Below are 24844 nucleotides of genomic sequence, written 5' to 3'. Positions count from 1 at the left end.
AAGAGGCGCATGGTTCGCCTATTTTTAGGCGAATTTTACCCCTACTTTAAAATAAAGTTCTGCGTATAATACTTATTATCCACACCGATTCCAATTGCTGTATACTGGGAATCTAATAAATTTTTACGATGTCCCTCACTATTTAACCATCCTTGTACTGCTGCAACACCGTCTGGATAATTGGAGGCAATGTTTTCTCCTGCCATATGAAATGTTACATTACCTTGGTGCAACCGATCACCTAGAGAACCAAACTTTGGGGAATCATGCGAGAAATAATTTTGATCGTTCATATCTTTACTATGTAAATAAGCAACCTGGGATGTTTGATCATCCCAATTTAAAAGATGCAGGTTATGATGCATACGAATTATATTTGTTGTATCCAATATTTGCTTTGCGTTGCCTTGTTCAATTTTTTGTAGCTGGGCATCTGATACTTGTGCAGGCTTCACAAGCTGTCCCGTATAAATAAGTTGATAAGGTCGTTGCTTTAGAAGTGTATCTGCATCTAAATAGCGAATTCCAACAAGCTCTTTCGTAAGATTATCGAAATAAAGCTGTGCCCATCCGTTTTCCAATGAGATAAGTGGCTGTTGCTGAACTTCTTGCTCAGATAATTCAAATTGATAGTTATTTTTGTCTACCGACACTTCATTTGAAAATGAAAATTGCTTTGAAATTTCTTCATATTGTTGTCCAAAATGAAATGGGGCAACGTTTACATTTTGTCCCCCAGAGTAAATGGTTACAATTTTATCATTTTGCACACCAAACTGAACATAATGAGTTAAATCTTTATTATATACCCACCACTGATAGTCATATGCAGATGGATCAATTCGATCCGGTTCTCCAAATTGCGCTAACAAGCTCTCACTATTTTCACCTAATAATGTTGATATTGCGTTCGCAGAAGTTTTTTCAACCTTTTGTTTTGTTTTCGTACTTACTTTAGGAGTATTCGTACCCCCTTGTAATATATATTCATTAAGAATCAGCTTACCATACAAACTTATAAGTATGATAAGAACAGTTAATAGTAAAATATGGAGAAGTTTTTTCAATCTAGGTTCCTCCTATACAGAACTTTCCCATTTAAATTTAAGAATCATATCGTAATGATGATTTCAATATATCATATTTCGATCATTTACGACTCTATACATCTATTCTTTTCCATCATCTTATGTCGATGAAATGATGTTGCGAAGGTATACCATTCATATTATTATTAATTCATGGAAATATTTTCATATAGAGGAGTGGTTGTTTGCAATTTAAAAACACAAACCTTACGAATCATATTATTGAATTTTCAATATTACAGGATGCCATGAAAGAACTCGGTTTTATACTAGCGGGTCAATGGGACTATGAGCGAGTAACCTTTGATTATAAATTTACACGAGACACTGATTATTATTTACGCATACAAGGGAAGGTAGTAGAAGGTAAAATTGGAAGTGAAGGTGCAGTTGTCAAGTTACTTACGCCCATACTTGGCAAACACTATTATCCGCACGGGGTAGAGTACGGAGAAAATGAGACATTTCCTAACGAAATAATCAACCAATGCCACAATCTACTTCTCTCTTTAAGCGAAACTCTTGCTTCTTTTCCAACTGTAGAATAGAAAAAATAAACAGTGAGGGGGTGATCCCTCACTGTTTATTTTTTCTATTCCTTTACTCCTTCATAAGGCTGAATCCACTCTTCTTCTTTCTTTTTTTCCTTTTTAACCCATTGAAAAAACACATGTCCAATCACTGCTATATATACAAATTCTTGGATTATTTTCATGACTACACCTCCTGCTTGTTGATCTTCAAGGAGAGGTAACCAATGAAAATATTGCGGTCCAGAGATACCGAGGGTCGATAACGTTTCAAATGGAACACATAGATCCATGGCTTGCATCCAAGCTTGCGGCAGAGCATAGGTTGCATATAAGGGTTCACTTGCAAAAATGATAAGTGCACATGCCGGGGTTAATAATATACCACTTGCAAACATATATGCAATTTTTTTTAAATCACTCAGTAACTGGTAAGCTGGAAGTGGATTTAATATAGGCCACCACATCATAAGAGACGTAAAAAATAGTACGCACAATGTGAGACTATGTAGCAATTGACTTTGCTTTATCATATCAAATAGAAACGGCACGTGATAAACGGAAAAAAGGCCATTAAATAAAAAAAGAGCTACTAGTGGATTCATACGTATTAGTAGACTAGCTGGAATTTTATGTGACACAACTATTTGCAACAACCAAATCGGTAAACCTAACAGCAAAAGAGGTGGTACGATTAACAACATCACTGCCATTTCTAGCATGTGAACACTAAATAGAATATGACCAATTACATCTATCGGGCTGCCTAAAGCCACGTACAATAGAAGAATTCCAATTGTAAAGGAGAGCTTCTGCAAGGTACTGACACTCTCGCTATCTACAAATCTACTTCGCATTGGCCCAATTAAGATATAATACAATACTAAAATACTTAGTAAAAAAGCACCAAATAATGGGCTCCATAACACCTGAAATCCAAAAACTGCAATTGCATTCATTTACTCACTCTCCTTTACCACTATTTGTTTTATGATTGATAAACAATCTACACCAATGTAAAGAAGATATTCAAAACGGCCCATCATTTAGACTTTATATGGGCCGTCGCATAGGCTATATCCAAATAATTGTAACAAAAGCCAATACAGTAAGTAAGCCAACAAACAATCCTGAATATAAGAATAGGGATGCCATCTGATGTCCTCTATGACTCATATGCATGAAAAAATAAAGTTGAAATAAGACTTGCACGATGGCAAGCAGAAGAATAAACGGAACTGAAAATAATGTAGGAAATAAGGACGGGTAGGCTATTGCAAAAAAAGAGGCAATCGTTAAAAATAGCATGAGGATGAATGTTATACTAACACGTTTCAACTCCTCTTTCCTTCTTTTCTTACGATACCCATCTTCGTTCGTTTGTCTCTTATTTAATTCATTTACCATGTTCATTTATCCCACCAATCCCATTAAATATACTACGGTGAAAATAAATACCCAAACTACATCAATAAAATGCCAATATAATGAAGCCACATAATATTTCGGGGCATTGTACAAGGTTAAACCCCGCCTTGCATTTCGAAGTACTAATGTTGTAATCCAAAGAAGACCTACTAACACATGTAAGCCATGGGTGCCGACTAGCGTATAGAAGGCTGAACCAAATGCACTACTTTTCATCGTAAAGGAAAAGGCATGGACATAATGATTGAATTCATATATTTCAAGACTTAAGAAACCACCGCCAAGAAGAAGAGTAATCACCAACCAGAATTGCATTCTACCAAATTGAAAGTTTTTCATATGGTAAATAGCATACACACTTGTTAAGCTGCTCGTAAGAAGCAACATCGTTGCCGCAAAAACAAGCGGTAGTTCAAACATCTCCTTCGAAGCCGGTCCACCGTTCGTTGCATGTCGAAGAGCTAGAAAGGTGGAGAAAAGAGCGGCAAATAAAACCGTCTCTCCTCCTAAAAATAGCCAAAAACCTAGAAATTTATTTTTCCCCTCCAATGTTGCTTTCTCAGGCTCCGCTGGAAAAGTTTGCGCTGTCAATTTTTCCTCCACGCTCGTCACCCAATCGCCTCCTCTTGTTTCTCCAATTCTTTTTTCGGAATATGATAACCAAGATCATCTCGGATTGAGCGCAGCAACATGCTACCAAACGTTATAGCTAAGCCACTAAATGCCACAAGTACATAAGGAAAGTTGCTACCGCCTTGCATATAGAGAGCCCCAAACGCAGCTACAAACAATCCAAATGACATAAAAAATGGAAGAATTGACGAGTTAGGCATATGAATATCATCAATTGGCTCTGCAGGAGTAAGTTCACTGCGTCCATCCATTTTTTCAATCCATAATGCATCTAACCCACGCACGAATGGAAGCTGTTTAAAATTATAATGCGGCGTTGGCACAGGTAAAGACCATTCCAATGTACGTCCATCTTTCCATACATCCCGAGTTACTTGTTTTCGAGAAGTTGTTGTTTTTACAATATTAACCAGCATAATCAGTGTACCCACTCCCATGAAAGCTGCTCCGATGCTACTAATAAAATTCCCGGTTTCTAATCCTTGACCAGGTAAATAAGTAAAGTAACGTCTTGGCATCCCAATTAGCCCTAAAAAATGTTGAATAAAAAAGGTAAGGTGAAACCCAGTGAAAAATAGCCAAAACGTAATTTTCCCAAGGCGTTCACTTAGCATTTTACCAAACATCAATGGCCACCAATAATGGACTCCAGCTAAAATTCCAAATACAACACCGCCTACAATCACGTAATGGAAATGTGCAACTACAAAATAGGTATCATGAAATTGGTAATCTGCCGGAGCCGAAGCAAGCATAATACCTGTTACTCCACCCATAACAAAAGAAGGGATAAAAGCAACTGCATAAAGCATCGGAACCGTAAATGTAAGAGATCCCCCCCACATCGTAAATAACCAGTTAAAGATTTTAATCCCTGTTGGAACAGCAATAGCCATCGTAGCGATAGAAAAAATTGCATTTGCAACTGGTCCAAGCCCCGTTGTAAACATATGATGAACCCACACCATAAATCCTAAAAATCCAATTAAAATAGTCGCAAACACCATTGTAGAATAACCGAACAATCTCTTCTTTGAAAAAGTCGCAAATACTTCAGAAAATATACCGAATGCGGGAAGTATAAGAATATATACTTCTGGATGACCAAAAATCCAAAACAAATGTTCCCATATAATTGTGTTGCCACCAAGAGCAGGAATAAAGAAGGCTGTACCGAAGAGACGATCGAGCATTAGTAAGGCCAACCCTACGGTTAGAGGAGGAAACGCAAACAAAATAAGCGCTGATGCAACAAATGTGGTCCAAGTAAATAATGGCATACGCATATACGTCATCCCAGGAGCTCGCATATTGATAATCGTAACGAGAAAATTAATGCCCGCAATGAGCGATCCAATTCCGGATATTTGCAAACCTAATATATAGAAGTCTACACCATGATTTTTAGCAACTAATACTAAGGAAGCATATGCGGTCCATCCAGCATTCGGAGCCCCTCCTAAAAACCAGCTTGCATTTAGAAATAATCCCCCAAAAAAGAAGAGCCAAAACCCTAATGCATTTAAGAAAGGAAAGGCAACGTCACGAGCACCAATCTGAAGCGGAACTGCAGCATTCATCATCGCAAACAATAGCGGCATTGCAGATAAAAAAATCATCGTAGTTCCATGCATGGTCAACATTTGATCATAGGCATCTCCGACAAGAAATTTATTGTTTGGAAATAATAATTGATAGCGAATCATCGCGGCTTCCATGCCGCCTACAAGAAAGAAAAACCCGCCAGCAAGTAAGTAAAGAACAGCAATTTTTTTATGGTCTACCGTTGTCATGTAGTCCCATAGAACATTCGTTTTCTTTGCAGTTACACTCACCTTTTTGCCCCCTTTGCTCGTATCACCTATCATTTCACTTTTAAACTCTGTAAATAGGCTGTTAAGGCATCTACTTGATGGTCATTCAATGTTCCATATTTACCAGCCATCGCATTTCCCGGCTTTACACTAGCAGGGTCCTTTAGCCAGTCTTTAATATTTTCAGTATTATTGTCTAAAACGCCAGCTACCATATCTCGGTCTCCAAAATTTGCGAGATTAGGAGCTAAACGTGCTGCTGGAGGTCTATTATCATTTGTATCGACAGCGTGACAAGACGCACAGCTCTTTTGAAAAATCTGTTGTCCCTCCTCGGCCAAAGCTGTCTGTGGCTGTTCTTTCCCATCTTGCTTTTTCATAGTTGCAAGCCAAGTTTTGAATTCGCCTTCATCTACTGCTTTCACTTTAAATTGCATAAGTGCATGAGACGGGCCACAAAATTCTGTACAAAAACCATTGTATGTTCCGGCTTGGTCTGCTTGTATCCACATTTTATTTGTATTATCGGGATTATTATCCATTTTTCCTGCGAGAGATGGGACCCAGAAGGAGTGTTTAATGTCAGCGCCTTTTAAATTCAAGTACACTTTTTTTCCTGTAGGAATGACTAAATCTTGCGAGGTTATGACTTTATCAGATGTATATGCGAATTCCCACCAGTAGAGTCTAGCGGTAACATCAATGATAAGCGTATCCGCATTTGGTTGTTTTAATTCTGCTGGTTTCACATCAGCAAGTTTGAACGTATATGTAACGGTTGGGATGGCTAAAACGATAAGGAGGAGAATAGGTAGGATGGTCCAGATTAATTCTAATTTACTATTACCTTCTACTTGCTTAGGTATAACATGTTCTGCACCTTTTTTTCGCCGAAAACGAATAAGTACATAAATAAATATGGTAGTAACTACAAGTACAACTCCTACCATAATTACACTTGATAAAAGCAATAAATCATATTGCATTTTTGCAGCTTCGCCTTTTGGTAGTAACGTAGATTGAAAGTCTTTACCACATGCACTTAGCAGTAAAGTCAACACGGAAACGAACGAAAGCAGCCGCAACTGTTTCTTCATCCAAGCAACCCCACCTTTTAAAATAAATTTTTACTTTTCTAACTCATTAAAAATGAGTTAAGTTCAACACCTTTCAATAGGGATCTATCATCCCTACTGAAAGGTGTTGAACTTTAATAAAGTAGAAAGTTAAGCAAGGTGTAAACAGTCAATGTTAGAAGAGTGTAACGACTAGCATACTTATAAATAGAATCGTTAAATAATTTAATGAGTACACGAACATTTGAATCGACCACTTAATATCATCTTTCATACGGAACCCATAAATACCAAGTGCAAGCCAGCCGACATTAAGAACGGTTCCAATTACCATAAATACAGTACCTAGCTCATGCATATAAAAAGGAAGTGGCAACAAACAAGTAATCCATATAATAATTTGACGTTTTGTCATTTCAAAACCGTGTACAACTGGTAACATTGGAATACCAGCCTTACGATATTCTTCTACTCGCTTCATAGCTAGTGCCAAAAAGTGAGGGATTTGCCAAATAAACATAAGTAAAAACAGCATCCAAGCCATATAACCCAAATTAGAATCTACAGCCGCCCATCCAATTAATGGTGGCACTGCCCCAGATACACTACCAATCACTGTATTAAGTGTGTACGTACGCTTCGTCCATAGTGAATACAAAACAACATACGTAAATGTTCCTATAAAACCTATAAGTGCCGCCATAGGTGTTGCCAATAATAAAGATGTGAAACCTAGTAGCAACAAAATAGATCCAAATGAAATCACGAAGCTACCTTTAAATTTTCCAGTTACAGTCGGACGATTTTTCGTACGTTCCATAAGAGGATCAATATCACGATCGATATAATTATTTAATGTACAAGAACCTGCAATAATTAAAGCAGACCCCAGCATAGTAAAAATCATTTTTCCCCAGTTATCACTAAAGCTTAACCCATTGAAATGAAGTGCTAACCAAAATCCTGTAAATGTTGTTAAAGAATTAGAATTTACAATTCCCATCTTCATTAAGGCAAACAAATCCTGCTTTAATGTCGTTTGGGGCATAGCATTTGTTGACTGCTCGTGCAGTTGACTCGATACTTGCTCCATGTTATGAGCCCCCTTCATAATGTTTCTATATTTGCAAACGCTTTCCCTGTTTCTTTTTTTATAAAATATAATTACAGTGATTATGTTGTTTTCTAATTTCATATAACTAGTTCTCACTAGATTATATTAAATCATATTTCTTGAATGAAATGTGAATGAAAGTTGAACATTTTGTGTCCATTCAAAACAACATTTTCCATTCCTCTATAATTATATCTTAAATTCACTATTAATATTAAACCATTTAGTCAAATTTATCACGTATTTACTATGAATAGCATAAAAAAGTACAATTTTCTTTCCTATTCTCCTCTTTAGTCAATTTCTCGTGTATTTCAATATACTTTTTATGTTTATATTCTTCTTTGCTATTTTATAAATTTTTATATATCATAGGCTTTGTAAGAATTTTTTACTATCGAATAAGCTTTATCATTTAATTATATGTTGTATTACGCAAGGAAAGTAGGTGTAAGAGTGCGACGATTTTTAAAAATTTTAGCCGTTATTACGAGCTTGGATCTTCTACTTGTGTTAGTCGGAGGATCATTAGTAACAAAAACAGGATCTGGTCTTGGATGTGGACGCTCTTGGCCACTATGTCATGGTCAAATTATCCCTACCCCATTAACAATGGACACAGTTATAGAACTAAGTCACCGACTTGTGTCTGGCTCAGCAAGTATTTTGGTGCTTTTACTATGCATTTTGTCTTGGACCATGATTGGACATGTTAGAGAAACAAAACCATTAGCTATTCTTTCGTTTCTGTTTCTCATTGCACAAGCCCTTTTAGGTGCTGCAGCAGTTGTTTGGGGCCAATCAGCAATGGTGCTTGCTCTCCATTTCGGAATTTCTTTAATATCTTTTGCTTCTGTTGTGTTATTAACTTTACTTATTTTTGAAGTAGACAAAAAATTTGATGCCCATACCCTTGTGCTGGATAAAAAAATAAAGTTTCATATTTATTTTGTCACCATATATAGCTACATAGTTGTTTATACAGGTGCCCTAGTCCGTCATGAGCGTGCGACATTAGCTTGCCCAAATTTTCCATTTTGCAGTAATGCAAGTCTTTTCCCTACCCAAATGCAAGAATGGGTACAAATGGGACATCGATTTGCGGCTTTATTAATTTTCATTTGGATTTTTTATGCGTTGCTTCTCTCTATTCGTGAGTACAAGCAACTACGTATTATTTACCTTGGATGGAGTAGTGCTTTCATTCTTGTAAGTTTACAAGCACTGCTTGGTATACTTATTATTTATTCAAACGGAGCACTAGTCATTACATTACTTCACAATTTAGTAATTGCTTGTTTGTTTGCTGTATTATGTTATTTATGTTTGCTTGCAACGAGAAGTAAATCTTAATAAGAACAAACAGAAGCAGCGCGGCTTACCGCGCTGCTTCTGTTATTCAACCGAGTCCTGTACTATACCATTTCTTCTTTATTTATCCAATTCAAGTAATAAATCGCCCGTTTGAATAGCATCCCCATCTTTTACATAGAGTTCTTTTACAAATCCAGTGAAAGGTGCTTGAACGGTTGTTTCCATTTTCATTGCTTCTGTAATAGCAAGCGTATCCCCGCGTTTCACTTGATCCCCTTGTTTCACAAGAACTTTAATAATGGTTCCTGGCATAGTCGCGTTAATATGATTTGGATTTTCACGATTTCCTTTTGCCCGGCTAAGTGCTGTTACTTTAACACTCTCATCTTTCACAATTACTTCACGTGGTTGACCATTTAATTCAAAGTATAGAACGCGAGTACCGTTAGGCTGTGATTCACCAATCGATAACAGCTTAACAATTAATGTCTTTCCGCGTTCAATTTCTACTTCAATTTCTTCTCCAAGACGCATACCGTGAATGAAGGTAAGTGTATCCAAGACAGAAACATTCGCAAACTTTTCATGGATTCTTTCATAATCTAAAAACACCTTTGGATATAAGGCATAGGAAATCATATCAAACATTGTCACTGGACGATCTAATTTATGAAAAAGTGTTTCACGAATTTCTTTAAAATCAGCTGGAGGCAATAGTACTCCTGGGCGAACCGTAATCGGATTTTTTCCTTTTAATATAATACGCTGTAATTCCTTTGGAAAACCACCATACGGTTGTCCAAGATAGCCTTCAAATAATTCTACAACTGAATCCGGAAAATCCAATGTCTCACCGCGTTCATAAATATCATCTTCCGTTAAATCATTTTGTACCATAAATAAAGCCATATCACCAACTACTTTAGATGATGGCGTTACCTTTACAATATCACCAAACATATCATTTACACGTCGATACATAATCTTTACTTCATCAAAACGATCACCTAATCCGACTGCTTTCGCTTGCTGCTGAAGATTACTATATTGGCCACCCGGCATTTCATGCATATACACCTCAGTGTGCGGTGCATTCATACCACTTTCAAAATGCGAATAGTATTTTCTAATATCTTCCCAATAATGAGAAAGCTGCTCTAAAGCATGTATATCAACATTAGCACGACGTTCATTTCCTTCTAGAGCATAGTATAACGTGCTAGCACTTGGTTGAGACGTATGACCAGCCATAGAAGTTACGGCGACATCAACAATATCCACGCCCGCTTCAATTGCTTTCGTTAACGTATAAATACCATTACCACTCGTATCATGTGTATGTAAATGAATAGGAATCGACACGGTATCTTTTAATGCTGAAATAAGGTCATAAGCAGCATTTGGTTTTAGCAGACCCGCCATATCTTTAATTGCTAATATATGTGCACCAGCTGCTTCTAATTCTTTTGCTAAGTTGCGATAGTAGGCTAAATCATATTTTGTTCTAGAGAGATCATGAATATCCCCCGTATAACAAATTGCCGCTTCTGCAAGTTTCCCACTTTCTCGTACTGCATCAATTGCAACGCGCATACCTTCCACCCAGTTTAAGCTATCAAAAATACGAAATACATCTATTCCCGCTTGCGCTGAGCTTTGAACAAATTTCTGAATGACATTGTCTGGATAATTTTTATATCCGACAGCATTAGAAGCACGTAAGAGCATTTGAAATAAAACATTTGGCATACGTTCCCGCAATTGCAACAAGCGTTCCCATGGATCTTCCTTCAAGAAACGATACGACACATCAAATGTAGCACCACCCCACATCTCAACAGAGAATAAATTAGGAAGCAAATGAGCCGTTGGTTTTGCAATCTGATTTAAATCTTTTGTACGTACCCGCGTTGCCAGAAGAGATTGATGAGCATCCCGAAACGTAGTATCCGTGAGCAATACGTGTTTCTGCTCCTTCACCCAGTTCACTAAACCATCTGCACCGCGTTCATCTAAAATTTGCTTCGTTCCAGATGGGATTGAATCGGTTTCTTTTATAACAGGAATACGAGGTTCAGAATAGATTGGTTTTTCTATTTTTCCTATTCCTGGAAATCCATTTACGGTTATAGAACCTATATAAGAAAGCATTTTCGTACCGCGGTCTTTCCGTTTTGGAAAAACAAATAATTCCGGCGTTGAATCAATGAAGGAAGTATCATACTTACCCGATAAAAAGGCAGGATGCTTCACCACATTTTCTAAAAACGGAATATTAGTTTTTATACCACGAATACGAAATTCCTTTAAATTACGAACCATTTTTGATGCAGCTTGTTCAAAAGTTAATGCCCACGTGGTTACTTTTACGAGCAATGAATCATAGTACGGTGTAATAACGGCTCCTTGAAAGCTGTTACCTGTATCTAATCGCACGCCAAATCCACCACCGGAACGATAGGCCATAATTCTCCCAGTATCCGGCATAAAATGATTAAGAGGATCTTCGGTCGTCACACGCGATTGAATTGCATATCCGTGCGTTACAATGTCCTCTTGCTTCGGAATAGCCACTTTTTCATCAAACAAGGAGTACCCCTCTGCAATCATAATTTGTGATTGAACGATATCAACACCTGTTATCATCTCTGTAATTGTATGCTCAACTTGTACACGTGGATTTACTTCTATAAAGTAAAACTGATCATCTTTCACAAGAAATTCGACTGTACCAGCATTTAAGTAGTTTACACTCTTGCATAGATGAACAGCTGCTGCGCAAATACGGTTGCGTAGCTCTTTATCAAGCGATATGCTCGGAGCGACTTCAACAACCTTCTGATGACGACGCTGCACAGAGCAATCCCGTTCATATAAATGAACCGTATTACCTTGCTCATCCGCAAGAATTTGCACTTCGATATGTTTCGGAAGTTCTACAAATTTTTCAACATATACTTCATCACTGCCAAAAGCAGCTAGTGCCTCTGATTTTGCTCGGTCATAGGCTTCCTTTACACTGGATTCACTACGTACAATCCGCATACCTCTTCCGCCACCACCAAGTGCAGCTTTAATGATAATTGGATAACCATAATTACGTCCAAACAATGCTACCTCTTCAAAACTTTTAACCGGTCCATCACTACCTGGTATAACAGGTATGCCAGCACGCAAGGCTTCGGTTCTTGCTTTTACTTTATCGCCGAACATATTTAAATGTTCACTTTTCGGCCCGATAAAGATAATTCCTTCTTCTTCACAGCGTTTCGCAAAGTTAATATTTTCCGATAAAAAGCCGTACCCCGGATGGATTGCATCAACATTGTTGCTTTTCGCAATTTCAATGATTCCTTCAATATCTAGATAGGCATCAATCGGCTTTTTACCCTCTCCAACAAGATACGCTTCATCTGCTTTATAGCGATGGTACGAACCTGAATCTTCCTTTGAATAAATCGCTACTGTGCCTAATCCCAATTCTGTACAAGCACGAAATACACGGATCGCAATTTCGCCGCGATTTGCTACTAAAACCTTTTGAATGCGTTGCAGCTTGTTCATTATAATCCCCCTCTACTTCCATTGCACGGACATATTTTTGTGTTAAAACTACCTTGTCATTCTGAAAATGAAAGATTTATTAGGCATCCTTACTCATTTTTTTAAATGATAGGGTTCCTGTAATAATACCTCATTTTTCTGAAAATGATAAGCATTCTGTATTATCTGTTACACAAATGTAGTATAGCACACACTCTAAAAAGGCAACTGTTATTTTGTATAACACATTAATTATAATGTAACATACTATTTGTCTAAAAAACCAGTTATTTTCTCTTCAATATTACGTACCTTACTCAAATTAAACAGCACGATGCAATAGACGAAAGTGAAAGGAGATTTTTAACCGATTTAAAAATTAGTCCCCTCTTATTTATTAAGCTATTATTCATTATCACCCCAAAAAAAATACGCAAACGGAATTTGATTCATTCCGTTTGCGTATTTTTCAATTCACAACGCTTAATTGAGGCTTTTCAGAGGCTGATACTTGTGCCTCCTTAATTCTTGCAGATACATTAAGTAAAAGGCCTACCGATGCCATATTAACGAGCAGGGAGCTTCCGCCGTAGCTTATAAAGGGTACTGGTACTCCTGTAAGGGGGAGCAACCCAGTAATACCACCAATATTGACTATTACCTGAAATCCAATCATACTCCCAACCCCTATAGTAACCAGTGTAGAAAATGGATCTTGGCATTTCCTTGCTAACAAGAATGCACGAAGTACGATAGTAGCTAAGGCAATTAAAATTACTGCAATCCCAAAAAAACCAAGTTCTTCAGAAATAACAGCCATGATAAAATCAGTATGTGGTTCCGGTAAATAGCCTGTTTTTTGAATACTATTTCCAAGTCCTACTCCTGAAAACCCACCCGAATAGATAGCAACTAAAGATTGTATAAGTTGAAAACCATTTTTTTGCGGATCAGCAAATGGATTTAAAAATGTCTCAATTCGGGCCATCTGTACTTTAGACAATTTCTGAGTAAAGGCAAAATACAATAAAGGTAACCATATGACTGATGTTAGGGCAACTCGTTTAATAAGTATCGAAAAACGAATACCTGAGCATAGTATCATGGACAATATCACACCTGAAATAAGTAAAACCATTCCTAAATCTGGTTGCTTATATATCAGAAGCAATACAAGAATAAGAAATACGCCTATTCCGCCCACTCCGCGAACAATAGAATGGTTTGTGTCGTGTTTTCGTGCAAAAAACCTTGCTAGTACTAAGATAACAGTTAATTTAGCAAATTCAGCAGGCTGCATACCGAATATCCAGGATTGCGCATTGTTAACCACAACCCCCTTCCAAAGTACTAAGATAAGGAGGACAGTCGTTATACTCATTAAAAACCAAGAAAATGCCCTTTTTTTCCAAACAGAAATTGGCACGACATACATAGCAATGAGTGCAACAAATCCAATTGCCATTGAACGTAACTGTAAGTAAAAGAAATGATTGACTGCAAATTGCTGCTTACTATACTGCGTCATAACGAGTATTGAGCTTGCACTATACACCATGATTGCTCCAATGGCACATAGAATAATAAGCGGAAGCATTAATGAATAATCCAATGACTTCCATGCTTTTTTCATAGATAATCCTCTTCCTCTTAAATGTAGTTGTTGTTATATTCCATTTAACTTACAATACTTCCTGCTGGTAAGATAAGAAAAGAAAATGATACGCATAAAAAAGCTCAAACCGTAAGAAGTTTGAGCCCTCTATTTGAACCCATTATTGTTTTTTCGTGTACGCATCGTGCAAGGCAGATAATTCACGTTCTAGTTCATCGAGAATCTCCTTGCCATTTGGTTCTTCAATTAACCCGAGTCGAACAGCAAAATCAACTTCACGAGACAAACCAAACATTTGCGTGTCCAGCACTTCTTCATACAATGGACATTGTGGCATAGTTAAATGATCCATTTGAACTTTAATTAATTTTAAGATCTTACTTGCATCAGCTTTAAGAAGGGCAAGAGCCTTTTCCTGATGATCCATCACTGTCTCAGACGTCAAATCGATTCCCTCCGTTTCCGTCCAACTATCTATCCTATCTTTTAATATTAAAGACAGTCCTTGTAAATTGCAATAAAAATATTTTGAGACAATCAGTTCGGGTGACAACACTCTTCTTCTTCATTATACTGAAGTGTGGGTATATAAAACAAATGGAGGGGACTCAAATGGACGATATTTTATTTATAAACGGAAAAGTAGATTACACAATTACACTCGATCCTAGTGTTTGGATTTTTGATGACCGAAAAGTGGACTTGAATACATATTTTCAAGAAGAAAGACAGGAAAAAGATGAGTTAGAAGACTATAAAAAAGCGGCATCTGCTCACTGGGATCGTGAAATTACAGAAGGAGCTATTTATCCTCCGGTAAATAAAAGTATTTCTCATTTTGAAAAACAGAAGATTATTACAGGAACATTTGGAATACCACTTCGACCATTTTTAACAAATGCAGTTCTGCATACTGATGCAACCGCTATTCTACTTAAAACGGATAAAGAAACAATAACTCTTACAATCGAGCAAGCCAAGGCTGCAATCTTAGGATTCTCAAAGGATGGAAAACCTTTAAAGGAAGACGGTCCCGCCCATTTCTATTACGGTGACGGAAGCAATGTAGAACATCCTATTACAAAAATAAAAGAGTTCACAGTTATTTAATGGATCACTAAAAAGGAAAGCCATGAATGGCTTTCCTTTTTAGTATATAAATATACAAATCAGCTAGCACATCTTTTAGAGTAAATCCGCAGCTAATTGTGCTAAATTAGATCGTTCCCCTTTTACAAATTTAACATGACCACTAATTCTCTGTTCTTTAAATTTTTCTACCACATACGTTAAGCCATTGTTATATTCATCCAAATACGGATGATCAATTTGTTGCGGGTCGCCCATTAAAACAATTTTACTTTTTTCCCCTACACGAGTTAATATCGTTTTCACTTCATGCTTTGTTAAATTTTGTGCTTCATCGATAATAATAAACTGTTCCGGAATACTACGACCCCGAATATATGTTAATGCTTCTACTTCAATTGATCCCATTCCTGCTAAAATCGCATCTAGCTCTCCCGGTTTTTTTGTATTAAATAAATACTCAAGATTGTCAAAAATAGGCTGCATCCACGGACGAAGCTTCTCTTCCTTTTCACCTGGCAAATAGCCAATGTCCTTTCCAACTGGAACGATGGGGCGAGCCACAAGTAACTTCTTATATAGTCCTAAATCTTCCGTTTGCATTAACCCTGCAGCCAAGGCCAATAAGGTTTTTCCTGTCCCAGCTTTTCCAATGAGCGTTACGAGCGGTATATCTTCACGGAGTAACAGCTCCATCCCCATCGTTTGTTGGACGTTTCGAGAGCGAACACCCCAAATTTGTTCATTTTGAAAAACAAGCTTTCTTATCTTCTTTCCCGTTGTATCTACTACACCTACAGCAGAACCAGACCCACCCAGATCGTCCTTCATAAGAACAAATTGATTTGGATAGAATAGTTGCTCCGAAACGGCAGAAGTCATTAATTGTCCTGTTTCATAAAATACATTCAACACTGCTTTTGGTATGTATTGTTCCATAAATCCTGTATATATATTGTCTACTTCTATCACACGATCACTCAAATAGTCTTCTGCCTGCAGTCCGAGTGCGTCCGCTTTCACTCGAACTAATACATCCTTGCTTACTAGAATCACAGGTTTCCCATTTTGCTTTGCCTGCTCCTCTAACGATAAATTTTTCGCCACTGCTAAAATTCTATTGTCATTCGTCTTTTCCACAAAAATTTCTTGCAGTTGAACGAAGGAACGATGATTCAGCTCAATTCGGAAAGTTCCTCCATTTTCTAGCTGAATTCGTTCATGTAGTTTTCCTTTTTCACGAAATTTATCAATAAGCTTCGAAACATAGCGAGCGTTTCGACCAACTTCATCCATGTAACGTTTCTTTGAGTCCACTTCCTCTAACACAACAGCAGGTATTACCACCTCATTATCTTGAAAAGAATAAATAGATAATGGATCCTGCAATAGGACATTTGTATCGAGAACATAGATTTTACTCAATCTGTTACCCCCTACTCCACCTTAGTGAACAAGGGTTTCATCCTCTAAGGACGAACCGCTGTTATAGATAATATGTTCGGCTTACGTGAGATAGAATGAATTTGTAAGGAAACTTACTTTACGAATAAAAATAAAGCTACCTCACTCCAAACGGAGACTTTTAATTCGAGGTAGCACCTAAACTTTTTCGTTATAAATATGTACTCTAAAATTCTTTTATTGCTGTTAATACTTGACCATCCAGCTTTTCTGCAGCACGTAAATCATACGTTTTTTCATACTTTGGTTCCACGGAAAGCTTTGAGCCGTAAAACATAACATCTCTTACTTCTTCAATAGAAACTTCAATAAGAGCTAGTTTTAATGGAACGCCTTCCATTTGGTCTGCAACAATAGCTGCCGTCCCGTTAATCGAGAACACAGATTCAGCTGCCATAACGTTTAACACTACTGATGAATGATGACGAATATTTTCTGCAATACGTGATCGTTTGTCAACAGCAAAACGAATAGTAGCAGGATCCATACTGTAAACCCAAGAAATTGCACTTACGTTTGGAATTCCTTTCTCAAAATCGATTGTTGCGATGGTAACAATACGTTCCTGTCTAAGAGCTTCCAATAAGCTATCACTTAATGTTGATTCGACTACATTTGCCATGTTTAACACCTCCAGCTATTATTTTACAACAACCAGACATTCAATATCTAATAAATACAATTATTTATTTCCCCAGTGCAAATCATGTTATACTTTATTCAGTGTTTTTCACACACTCCGCTCCATTGACGTTTGCTTCCTACATTCTAGTTCAAGAAAACGTCTGATAATATAATTTTTGAGGTGACATGATGAAAGTTAAATGCGTACTATGTGACGAGATACATCAGCTAAGTGATGATACGTTAGAGGCGAAACGTTTACGAAACCGTCCTATTCATACATATATGTGTCCTAGCTGCCATAAGCGAATTTCAGAACGAACCAATAATCGTATTGCTACTGGTAAGTTCCGTTTGTACCGGGATAAAGCCGTAGAGGAAGAATGGTAATTTGCAAAAAGGATTATTTGCTGAAGTGATAGGAGGACTTTTTTAGCACTTTTCCTAAAGGTTGCACAGCTTTTAACGGGTTTAAAAGTATACACTCTTCTTTTAAACGATGATTTTGTTCCTGTTATAAGTACATATATGCTGCCTGAATGGATTGAATTCTTCTTTCACTTGATGGTTCCACTTACCATTGGACTTTTTTAGCAATAATCTATTTCCAAACAAAATGGAACATATACTTTATTTCATTTCTCCTTATATTCCAACAATTTTCCTGTACTTTTCCCTTTCCATTCTATTCCAAAAACAGGTACCTTCTTTTTATGGTACCAATGCAATTCTGTTATAGGCAGTAGGTCATTGTGTTTTCGTCATACTACTACTGCCTACTCCTATAAAAAAGCCCTTATCTTTTCAGATAAGGTTTCAGTAATTAGGAAACTTCTCCGGTTCACGAATCATTTGATCTAAAAAACAATCAATAAGTTCAAGTGGAAAGCGAGTCGACTTTGTTTCGTTATCCTTCGTATATGTTACAAAATACATATCTTCGCGTTTTTCGACTACTACATCAGTAATCCCATGTTCATCACGAAGCATGTCTGCAAACAATTCATACGTCTCGATAGCTGCCTGGTCATCAGGTCGTGCTTCTGCCACCACTTTAATCGTTAACCAATTATAAATAGAATCTTGAACGGAACTCATTATAATCTCCTTTGTATCGTTTTTTGTTTTTTAAACTGATGAAGACGAATTTTATATGCGCTAAGAACGACAATAGCTACCAGTAACCCTTCGCCTACAGGTAAAAATACTGCAAAGAATGTTAAAATAGAACAACCTAGCACAAGTATGAAATAAATAACTATATTTTGCAAGACATTCAATTTACGTGCAAAGCCTAGACGATATACAAAGATACATAACAAGCTAATCGTAACGTACAATAGCCACATTCCACTTACAGGATGATCTTGTACATCATATATTTTTGCAAATAATGTCATACTCTCCAGCACTTGTGCATCCATGTTTCTTCTCCTCCCATTCGTTGCATAAACATATTTTGTGGACTACCCAACACCTATTGATTCTGGTGAGCCCAATTGAAGTGAAAGCTATGTTTAGTCGTTACGTTTGATAACTAACAAATTAGTCATAAAACTGCCAAGCTAGGATAAATCGTTAAATCAACATTTTGAAAGGTTCGTTTTACAGTTATTTATGGTAGTAATAATAGTACCGTGCTTAGATAGTCCCTGTCTATAAAAATGTTAAATATTTCTAATTAGGTGATATACATCAGTTTGTCCAAATTTATTTCTATAAAAAAAGTCTCCGCTAGAAGCGGAGACTTTTTTTATTATTTATTATTTCTTTTTCTTAGCTGATTTTTCACGTTCATTTTTATCAAGAATTTTTTTACGAAGACGGATGGATTCAGGTGTTACTTCTAAATATTCATCATCGTTTAAATATTCTAATGATTCTTCAAGTGACATAATGCGCGGCTTTTTAATAACGTTTGTTTGGTCCTTATTTGCAGAACGAACGTTTGTCTGTTGTTTCATTTTCACGATGTTAACCGCTAAATCATTTTCGCGTGTATGTTCTCCGACAATCATACCTTCGTAAATTTCCGTACCAGGTTCTACAAAAATGGTCCCGCGATCTTCTACTTGCATCGTACCATACGTAGTCGTTTTTCCTGTTTCCATCGAAACAAGAACACCTTGACGACGTCCGCCAACTTGACCTTTTTGCATTGGTTGGTAACTATCAAATGTATGGTTAATAATTCCATATCCACGTGTCATCGTCATGAATTCTGTAGTGTAACCAATTAATCCACGTGCTGGAACCATAAATACAAGACGAACTTGTCCATTTCCGTTATTTACCATGTCCAACATTTCGCCTTTACGTTCTCCCATAGATTCGATAACTGCTCCTGTATTTTCTTCAGGAACATCAACTTGAACGCGTTCAACCGGTTCACAACGTACTCCATCAATTTCTTTAATGATAACCGTTGGTTTAGATACTTGAAGTTCAAATCCTTCTCTACGCATGTTTTCAATCAGGATAGAAAGATGCAACTCACCACGACCAGATACGATCCAAGCATCAGGAGTATCTGTATTTTCAACACGTAAGCTTACATCTGTTTCTAATTGTGAACGTAAACGTTCTTCAATTTTACGAGAAGTAATAAACTTACCTTCACGTCCAGCAAATGGGCTGTTGTTTACAACAAATGTCATTTGTAGAGTTGGTTCGTCAATGTGTAAAATAGGAAGTGCCTCTTGGTGTTCAAAAGGACATACCGTTTCCCCAACATTGATGTCTTCCATACCAGATACAGCGATTAAGTCCCCTGCTTTTGCTTGTTCAATTTCTTCACGTTTTAAGCCAAAGAAACCAAAGATTTTCGTTACACGCAATTGTTTTACGCTGCCATCTAATTTCATGAGAGCAACTTGTTGGCCAACCTGAATCGTTCCGCGGAATACACGTCCAATTCCGATACGTCCTACATAATCGTTGTAATCCAAAAGTGCAACTTGGAATTGAAGCGGTTCGTCACTATTATCAATTGGGGCTGGAATATGTTCCACAATTGTATTAAATAATGATTTCATATCTTCTTCTTGTTTAGATGGATCTGGATCTAAGCTAGCTGTTCCATTAATTGCTGATGCAAATACAACTGGGAATTCAAGTTGTTCTTCATTTGCACCAAGTTCGATAAATAAATCGATTACTTCATCTACAACTTCAGTTGGACGTGCAAAATCACGGTCAATTTTATTAACAACTACAATTGGTGTTAAATTTTGTTCCAATGCTTTTTTTAGTACAAAACGAGTTTGAGGCATGCATCCTTCATATGCATCTACTACGAGAAGAACGCCATCAACCATTTTCATAATCCGTTCTACTTCTCCACCAAAATCAGCATGTCCTGGTGTATCCAATATGTTAATGAGCGTATTTTCGTAGTGAATAGCAGTATTTTTCGCTAAAATTGTAATTCCACGCTCTCTCTCAATATCGTTTGAATCCATTGCACGTTCCTCTACTTGTTCATTACTGCGGAACGTTCCTGCTTGACGAAGCAATTTATCGACGAGTGTCGTTTTCCCATGGTCAACGTGGGCGATAATTGCGATATTACGTAAATCTTCTCTTTTTTTCAACATGTCCAACTCCTAAAGTCTTTTTAGTCCTTCTCTATTATAAGAGCGAAAGCTATAGGTTGCAATTGAAATACGATGAGCATAGGAAATTTAGTTGTTTTTTCACAAACATTTACAGTACAATTAAGGATGGAGGGATGATGAAATGAAACAATTACAAGTACGTATGTTATTATTTGCAATTATAGGAGTTGCATTCATGATGGGGATTGGAATCATGATTGCTGAGCAAAGTATTATCGGAATTATTCTTTGTATCGTTGGTACGATAGGTACATTTGGGTTAGGTTTTGCAACAAAAGCCAGAATTAGAAAACAACAACAACAATAATAATGTAGACTTCTGTGCATGCACAGAAGTCTTTCTTTTCAATAGTCTTCGCTATCTATCACTTTATTTTATTCAAATTAAAAAACCGCAGCAGTTTTATTAGTTACAAACTACTTACGGTCATACATAGTGAATGGAGCGTCGCGTCTCTTATCGTAAAAACGGAAGTAATTCTTCGTATACCCCTGGTCTTGCTACGATTACACTACTTTTATGAACAAGACTTACATTCTTCTCATCAAACGTTGTCATACATCCCCCTACCTCACGGATAATAATAGCACCGCCTCCATAATCCCAAGGTGACAAACGAGGTGTTATGTAACCATCTAATTTTCCTGTTGCTACGTAGACCATTTCTAGCGTTGCACATCCATAGGAACGTGAACCCCTTGCCTTATTCACAAGTGCTGCTATCTTCTTGTGATCTAAAAAATCATTTTCTGTAAGCCAAGTAGCATTAACTCCAATTATTCCTGTTTCAAGTGTTCCCGATTGTAATTTTGGGATAAGAATTCCATTACAATAGGCACCTTTTCCTTCCACCCCATAGTATAGTTCATCGAATACTGGATCGTATATGTATCCTATTTTCCCTACCCCATTATGGTAGATCCCGATGGAGATGGCAAAATTACGTTTTTGGTGGACAAAATTCATGGTTCCATCAATGGGATCAATCAACCAAATTGTCCCTTTAACAGATGTTACTTGATCACCATATCCTTCTTCCCCTAAAATTTTGTGGGATGGATATGCGTCATGAATTCGCGAAATAAGAAACTGTTCAATTTGTCGATCCATATTTGTTACCAAATCTGAAGGACTTGATTTCGTTTCAATCGTAAGAGGATTTTGCAGTGAATCACGAATAATCTGTCCTGCTTCTTTTATCCACTGCTCCACTTGAATAGCAATATCATTCCATACATCCTGCATCATTTACCACTCCTATACTGGTCACAGAAAAAACGAACCTTTCACTAAAGGTTCGCACACATTCATATTTATTCCTAATTCTATTATTACGCTTCTAGGCGCATCATTTCAAGTCTTAGCACCTCAAGCTTCTGTTTACATTCAACTTTTTTGTTTTCATCGTTCTCCACGATTGCATCATAAAGCGTAGCCAACTCGTAGTCTAATTCTAAGCGCAAAACCGGAATACGTTTCTCTGCATCTGTACGTTTTAAAGCATTTATCACTTGTCTCATCCTCGTTTGCCTCCTCCCGAGTTTTCATTCATCCTAAATTAAAATTGACTTAATTTTCAGTTATTTTGTTTTATACTATATTATGTGGGATAAATCATCTATGCAACAATTTTGCTCGAGAACTGTACTTTTTTTCAAGCGGCTCTTTTTCACAATTGTACATGGTGTGCTAGAATAAGAGACAAAACACTGTATGGAGGGACTCTATGAAACAAGTAGCTTTTGATACAAAAGATTTTTCTGTTTTTTCGATACCTGGCTTAGATGAAAGAATGGAAGAAATGAAAAAATCTGTTCGCCCAAAACTAGAATTACTAGGAGAAAGACTACAACCATTCTTCACGGAAGAATTAAATGAGTCCTTTTTCTACCATGTTGCCAAACATGCGAGACGTACCGTGAATCCTCCAAGTGACACCTGGGTAGCATTTGCACCAAATAAACGTGGGTACAAAATGCTTCCTCATTTTCAAATCGGATTGTGGGGCACACACATGTTTATCTATTTTGGTCTGATTTATGAATGTCCGCAAAAGGTTGAATATGCCAAAGCACTTCTTTCTCATCTAGACGAGATTAAACGTATGCCTAATTATTTCGTCTGGTCAACGGATCATACGAAACCAAGTGCAACAACAGCGTCTGAACTATCAGATGCACAATTTAAAACTATGTTTCAAAAATTAGAAACTGTAAAAAAGGCTGAATTACTAACTGGCATTCACATTCCGAAAGAAGAAGCGATTAAAATGAGCGACGATGAATGTATGAAAGTAATTCAAGATACGTTCTCCACACTCCTTCCACTTTATAAAATCACTTCTACTAGGTAGAAGAAAACGGACAATGAATATATTGTCCGTTTATGATTGTTGTATCATTATAGCATATGATTTCTGAATTTTCAAAATACTTTTATATTTTAATTTTTTCCTGATTCTGCATTGTTTTAGCCTTTTGAACGACACGATATAATGAATAATTGCTTATCTCCTCAAACTCACTGCCAAGTTTCTTTTCTTGTGCAATGCTAGGGACAATTTCTTTAAAACGTCGATACACATTCATAAATTCTTCTCGTGTAATACCTGTTTCATAGGCGCGTTCTACAGCCTCATATAATTGAATAACGTCGACAATTTCATTTGTAGACCATTCGTAGTCAATTGGATATTGATATTCCATTCTTTCACCTCATCTGCTCCATCTTGTTCGTATATCTTCTGTCTCTTGTATCATTCGGGTTATTAACTGCTCGACAGTTGGAATATCATTAATTCTTCCCATTGCTTGTCCAGCCCATGCAAACCCTTCATCCTTATTTCCTTCATATATATATCTTTTATTTGCTGTTCCACTTATGTAATCTTTTAAGTCTTCATATTTCTTTTCTTCTTTTTCTAGTTTTAAAATTTCATCTGTCCATCCATTTCGAATAGCACGTGCCGGAGCTCCTAAAGAGCGCTTAATGACAACTGTGTCTGCTTCCCCTCCCTCTACGAGAGCTTGCTTATAACTAGCATGAGCATGAACACACTCTTGCGTTGCAATAAAACGCGTCCCCATTTCAATCCCTTCAGCGCCAAGACTAAGAGCTGCCATCAGTCCGCGTCCATCGGCTATTCCTCCAGAAGCAATAACAGGAATGGATACGCTATCTACAACTTGCGGTACAAGAACCATTGTCCCAATATCATCTCTTCCTAGATGGCCACCACCTTCCTGTCCAACAACCATTACCGCATCAGCACCAAGCTGTTCAGCTTTTTGTGCCTGTCTTCTTGCAGCTACGAGCACAAGTTTTTTGATACCGGTTCCTTCTAAACGATTTATTATGGGGGCAGGGTTTCCTCCTGTCATCGTGATAACAGGAACTTTCTCTTCTATTGCTACCTCTAGCATATGTTCAAATGGTCTGCCATGTTGTCCAATTGCATAGTTTACACCAAACGGATGATTGGTCATGTTTCGTACACTTTGAATTTCTTCTCGTAACGCTTCTGGAGAAGAAAGACTCATAGCTGTAATTTGGCCTAATCCACCAGCATTGCTAACAGCAGCTGCAAGATCAGCATAAGCCAGATAAGCAAGTCCACCTTGAATAATTGGGTATTTAATATTGAGTAATTGTGTAATTTTCGTTTCTAGCTTCATCTATACACCTCCGTTATCATACTTACATTAGTTCTTCATACTTTTCTGAATATCCTGCAAAAAATTAAAGAGAGGACCTCTCCATCTATATACAACAACTGTTCGATGATGGTATAATTCATTTTGCTTTGCAAAAAAAGAATATCATTTATTCAATCATAATCGATCAATTATATTCTCTTATGATATATATTGATCATCATACAATAATTTTTATGTA

25 protein-coding genes are annotated in these 24844 nt (G+C 37.0%); 6 read left to right on the top strand and 19 right to left on the bottom strand.

Features of this window, described 5'->3' with window-relative positions:
• Window positions 1-41 precede the first annotated feature (41 nt).
• Window positions 42-1067 (bottom strand): CAP domain-containing protein, encoded by a 1026-nt coding sequence (locus tag ACAN53_RS03295; RefSeq protein ID WP_379966966.1) that lies wholly within the window; start codon window positions 1065-1067, stop codon window positions 42-44.
• Between the two features lie 206 nt (window positions 1068-1273).
• On the opposite strand from ACAN53_RS03295, the gene ACAN53_RS03290 reads away from it, so the two are divergent.
• Window positions 1274-1636: a YugN family protein gene (locus ACAN53_RS03290; RefSeq protein WP_379966963.1), complete on the top strand. Its 363-nt coding sequence runs from the start codon at window positions 1274-1276 to the stop codon at window positions 1634-1636.
• A gap of 44 nt (window positions 1637-1680) precedes the next feature.
• Here the strand turns inward: ACAN53_RS03290 and ctaG are convergent, their stop codons facing one another.
• The 6 genes from ctaG to cyoE form a co-directional block, all read right to left on the bottom strand.
• The gene (gene ctaG, locus ACAN53_RS03285) at window positions 1681-2577 is read right to left on the bottom strand and encodes a cytochrome c oxidase assembly factor CtaG (protein WP_379966960.1); all 897 of its coding nucleotides are present in this window, start codon (window positions 2575-2577) and stop codon (window positions 1681-1683) included.
• A 115-nt stretch (window positions 2578-2692) separates the two neighbouring features.
• Complete coding sequence (gene ctaF, locus ACAN53_RS03280; protein ID WP_379970244.1) at window positions 2693-3025, bottom strand: cytochrome c oxidase subunit IVB; 333 nt, start codon at window positions 3023-3025, stop codon at window positions 2693-2695.
• Window positions 3026-3031: 6 nt separating this feature from the next.
• Window positions 3032-3649: a cytochrome (ubi)quinol oxidase subunit III gene (locus ACAN53_RS03275; RefSeq protein ID WP_379970243.1), complete on the bottom strand. Its 618-nt coding sequence runs from the start codon at window positions 3647-3649 to the stop codon at window positions 3032-3034.
• Between the two features lie 5 nt (window positions 3650-3654).
• Complete coding sequence (ctaD, locus tag ACAN53_RS03270) at window positions 3655-5472, bottom strand: cytochrome c oxidase subunit I (RefSeq protein WP_379970242.1); 1818 nt, start codon at window positions 5470-5472, stop codon at window positions 3655-3657.
• A gap of 71 nt (window positions 5473-5543) precedes the next feature.
• Window positions 5544-6590, bottom strand: a complete 1047-nt coding sequence (gene coxB / locus ACAN53_RS03265) for a cytochrome c oxidase subunit II (protein WP_379966957.1) — start codon at window positions 6588-6590, stop codon at window positions 5544-5546.
• A 154-nt stretch (window positions 6591-6744) separates the two neighbouring features.
• The gene (cyoE, locus tag ACAN53_RS03260) at window positions 6745-7662 is read right to left on the bottom strand and encodes a heme o synthase (protein WP_379966954.1); all 918 of its coding nucleotides are present in this window, start codon (window positions 7660-7662) and stop codon (window positions 6745-6747) included.
• Between the two features lie 477 nt (window positions 7663-8139).
• Here cyoE and ACAN53_RS03255 point away from each other — a divergent pair, with 477 nt between their 5' ends.
• Window positions 8140-9036 carry a COX15/CtaA family protein gene (locus ACAN53_RS03255; RefSeq protein ID WP_379966951.1) on the top strand — a complete coding sequence of 299 codons (897 nt, stop codon included), beginning with the start codon at window positions 8140-8142 and terminating at the stop codon, window positions 9034-9036.
• Window positions 9037-9114: 78 nt separating this feature from the next.
• Here the strand turns inward: ACAN53_RS03255 and pyc are convergent, their stop codons facing one another.
• The 3 genes from pyc to ACAN53_RS03240 form a co-directional block, all read right to left on the bottom strand.
• The gene (pyc, locus tag ACAN53_RS03250; RefSeq protein ID WP_379966948.1) at window positions 9115-12561 is read right to left on the bottom strand and encodes a pyruvate carboxylase; all 3447 of its coding nucleotides are present in this window, start codon (window positions 12559-12561) and stop codon (window positions 9115-9117) included.
• A gap of 448 nt (window positions 12562-13009) precedes the next feature.
• On the bottom strand, window positions 13010-14173 hold the full coding sequence (locus tag ACAN53_RS03245) for an FtsW/RodA/SpoVE family cell cycle protein (RefSeq protein ID WP_379966945.1): 1164 nt from the start codon (window positions 14171-14173) through the stop codon (window positions 13010-13012).
• A gap of 142 nt (window positions 14174-14315) precedes the next feature.
• On the bottom strand, window positions 14316-14600 hold the full coding sequence (locus ACAN53_RS03240) for an Fpa/YlaN family protein (protein WP_379966942.1): 285 nt from the start codon (window positions 14598-14600) through the stop codon (window positions 14316-14318).
• 167 nt (window positions 14601-14767) lie between these two features.
• Between ACAN53_RS03240 and ACAN53_RS03235 the strand changes: the two genes are divergently transcribed.
• Window positions 14768-15265, top strand: coding sequence for a peptidyl-prolyl cis-trans isomerase (locus tag ACAN53_RS03235; RefSeq protein WP_379966939.1), 498 nt, complete (start codon window positions 14768-14770; stop codon window positions 15263-15265).
• Window positions 15266-15340: 75 nt separating this feature from the next.
• Here the strand turns inward: ACAN53_RS03235 and ACAN53_RS03230 are convergent, their stop codons facing one another.
• Both ACAN53_RS03230 and ACAN53_RS03225 read right to left on the bottom strand, forming a co-directional pair.
• Window positions 15341-16669, bottom strand: a complete 1329-nt coding sequence (locus tag ACAN53_RS03230) for a PhoH family protein (RefSeq protein ID WP_379966936.1) — start codon at window positions 16667-16669, stop codon at window positions 15341-15343.
• A 205-nt stretch (window positions 16670-16874) separates the two neighbouring features.
• The gene (locus ACAN53_RS03225; RefSeq protein ID WP_379966933.1) at window positions 16875-17330 is read right to left on the bottom strand and encodes a pyridoxamine 5'-phosphate oxidase family protein; all 456 of its coding nucleotides are present in this window, start codon (window positions 17328-17330) and stop codon (window positions 16875-16877) included.
• 191 nt (window positions 17331-17521) lie between these two features.
• Between ACAN53_RS03225 and ACAN53_RS03220 the strand changes: the two genes are divergently transcribed.
• Window positions 17522-17722 (top strand): YlaI family protein, encoded by a 201-nt coding sequence (locus tag ACAN53_RS03220; RefSeq protein WP_379970241.1) that lies wholly within the window; start codon window positions 17522-17524, stop codon window positions 17720-17722.
• A 426-nt stretch (window positions 17723-18148) separates the two neighbouring features.
• Here the strand turns inward: ACAN53_RS03220 and ACAN53_RS03215 are convergent, their stop codons facing one another.
• The 3 genes from ACAN53_RS03215 to typA all read right to left on the bottom strand — a co-directional run bounded on the left by ACAN53_RS03215 (window position 18149) and on the right by typA (window position 20928).
• Window positions 18149-18430 carry a hypothetical protein gene (locus ACAN53_RS03215; protein WP_379966930.1) on the bottom strand — a complete coding sequence of 94 codons (282 nt, stop codon included), beginning with the start codon at window positions 18428-18430 and terminating at the stop codon, window positions 18149-18151.
• The gene (locus ACAN53_RS03210) at window positions 18430-18744 is read right to left on the bottom strand and encodes a YlaH-like family protein (RefSeq protein ID WP_379970240.1); all 315 of its coding nucleotides are present in this window, start codon (window positions 18742-18744) and stop codon (window positions 18430-18432) included. The genes ACAN53_RS03215 and ACAN53_RS03210 overlap by 1 nt, the downstream gene beginning before the upstream one ends.
• Window positions 18745-19095: 351 nt before the next feature.
• The gene (gene typA / locus ACAN53_RS03205) at window positions 19096-20928 is read right to left on the bottom strand and encodes a translational GTPase TypA (RefSeq protein ID WP_379966927.1); all 1833 of its coding nucleotides are present in this window, start codon (window positions 20926-20928) and stop codon (window positions 19096-19098) included.
• A 142-nt stretch (window positions 20929-21070) separates the two neighbouring features.
• On the opposite strand from typA, the gene ACAN53_RS03200 reads away from it, so the two are divergent.
• Window positions 21071-21256 carry a DUF5325 family protein gene (locus ACAN53_RS03200; RefSeq protein WP_379966924.1) on the top strand — a complete coding sequence of 62 codons (186 nt, stop codon included), beginning with the start codon at window positions 21071-21073 and terminating at the stop codon, window positions 21254-21256.
• Between the two features lie 150 nt (window positions 21257-21406).
• Here ACAN53_RS03200 and ACAN53_RS03195 read toward each other — a convergent pair whose 3' ends face one another.
• Both ACAN53_RS03195 and ACAN53_RS03190 read right to left on the bottom strand, forming a co-directional pair.
• On the bottom strand, window positions 21407-22195 hold the full coding sequence (locus tag ACAN53_RS03195) for an inositol monophosphatase family protein (RefSeq protein WP_379970239.1): 789 nt from the start codon (window positions 22193-22195) through the stop codon (window positions 21407-21409).
• Window positions 22196-22281: 86 nt separating this feature from the next.
• Window positions 22282-22470, bottom strand: a complete 189-nt coding sequence (locus ACAN53_RS03190) for a hypothetical protein (RefSeq protein ID WP_379966921.1) — start codon at window positions 22468-22470, stop codon at window positions 22282-22284.
• Between the two features lie 206 nt (window positions 22471-22676).
• On the opposite strand from ACAN53_RS03190, the gene ACAN53_RS03185 reads away from it, so the two are divergent.
• Window positions 22677-23303 carry a YktB family protein gene (locus ACAN53_RS03185; RefSeq protein WP_379966918.1) on the top strand — a complete coding sequence of 209 codons (627 nt, stop codon included), beginning with the start codon at window positions 22677-22679 and terminating at the stop codon, window positions 23301-23303.
• 82 nt (window positions 23304-23385) lie between these two features.
• Here the strand turns inward: ACAN53_RS03185 and ACAN53_RS03180 are convergent, their stop codons facing one another.
• Both ACAN53_RS03180 and ACAN53_RS03175 read right to left on the bottom strand, forming a co-directional pair.
• On the bottom strand, window positions 23386-23655 hold the full coding sequence (locus tag ACAN53_RS03180) for a UPF0223 family protein (RefSeq protein ID WP_379966915.1): 270 nt from the start codon (window positions 23653-23655) through the stop codon (window positions 23386-23388).
• 9 nt (window positions 23656-23664) lie between these two features.
• Window positions 23665-24624: an NAD(P)H-dependent flavin oxidoreductase gene (locus ACAN53_RS03175; protein ID WP_379966912.1), complete on the bottom strand. Its 960-nt coding sequence runs from the start codon at window positions 24622-24624 to the stop codon at window positions 23665-23667.
• Window positions 24625-24844 lie beyond the last annotated feature (220 nt).

Source organism: Ectobacillus soli (genome assembly GCF_042610425.1).
Taxonomy (GTDB): Bacteria; Bacillota; Bacilli; order Bacillales; family Bacillaceae_G; genus Ectobacillus.
The sequence above is the reverse complement of the archived record's forward strand: the minus strand, read 5'-3'. Positions and strand labels throughout refer to the sequence as shown.